General features: G+C 30.9%; 1 protein-coding gene. It reads left to right on the top strand.

The features are described 5' to 3' along the window. The coding region (locus tag Q5762_RS38990; RefSeq protein WP_315897055.1) for a hypothetical protein at window positions 1–256 on the top strand (256 nt) is incomplete at both ends.

The raw sequence follows: 256 nt of genomic DNA, 5'->3' as shown, positions 1-256 counted from the left end.
ATCCTTCATTTAAACTATGGTGGTGTGATTATTTTAATTTTGTTGATGTTGGCTATTGCTTTTATGAGCGTCCGTCTTTTTAAAATACTTGGCTATAAGCATTGGTTTTCTTGGTTCTTTCCAATTTCGATTTGTGTTTTGAATTTCAAGGGTTTTATATTTGCGATGACTCCAGGTGGAAGGTTTATATTTCTATTATATTTCTTCTTTATTTTTAAAGCTTTGCTGGTCCGCAATCAAGCATTTTTAAATACTA

The sequence above is a fragment of the Streptomyces sp. P9(2023) genome (genome assembly GCF_032436795.1).
Taxonomy (GTDB): Bacteria; Actinomycetota; Actinomycetes; order Streptomycetales; family Streptomycetaceae; genus Streptomyces.
The sequence above is the reverse complement of the archived record's forward strand: the minus strand, read 5'-3'. Positions and strand labels throughout refer to the sequence as shown.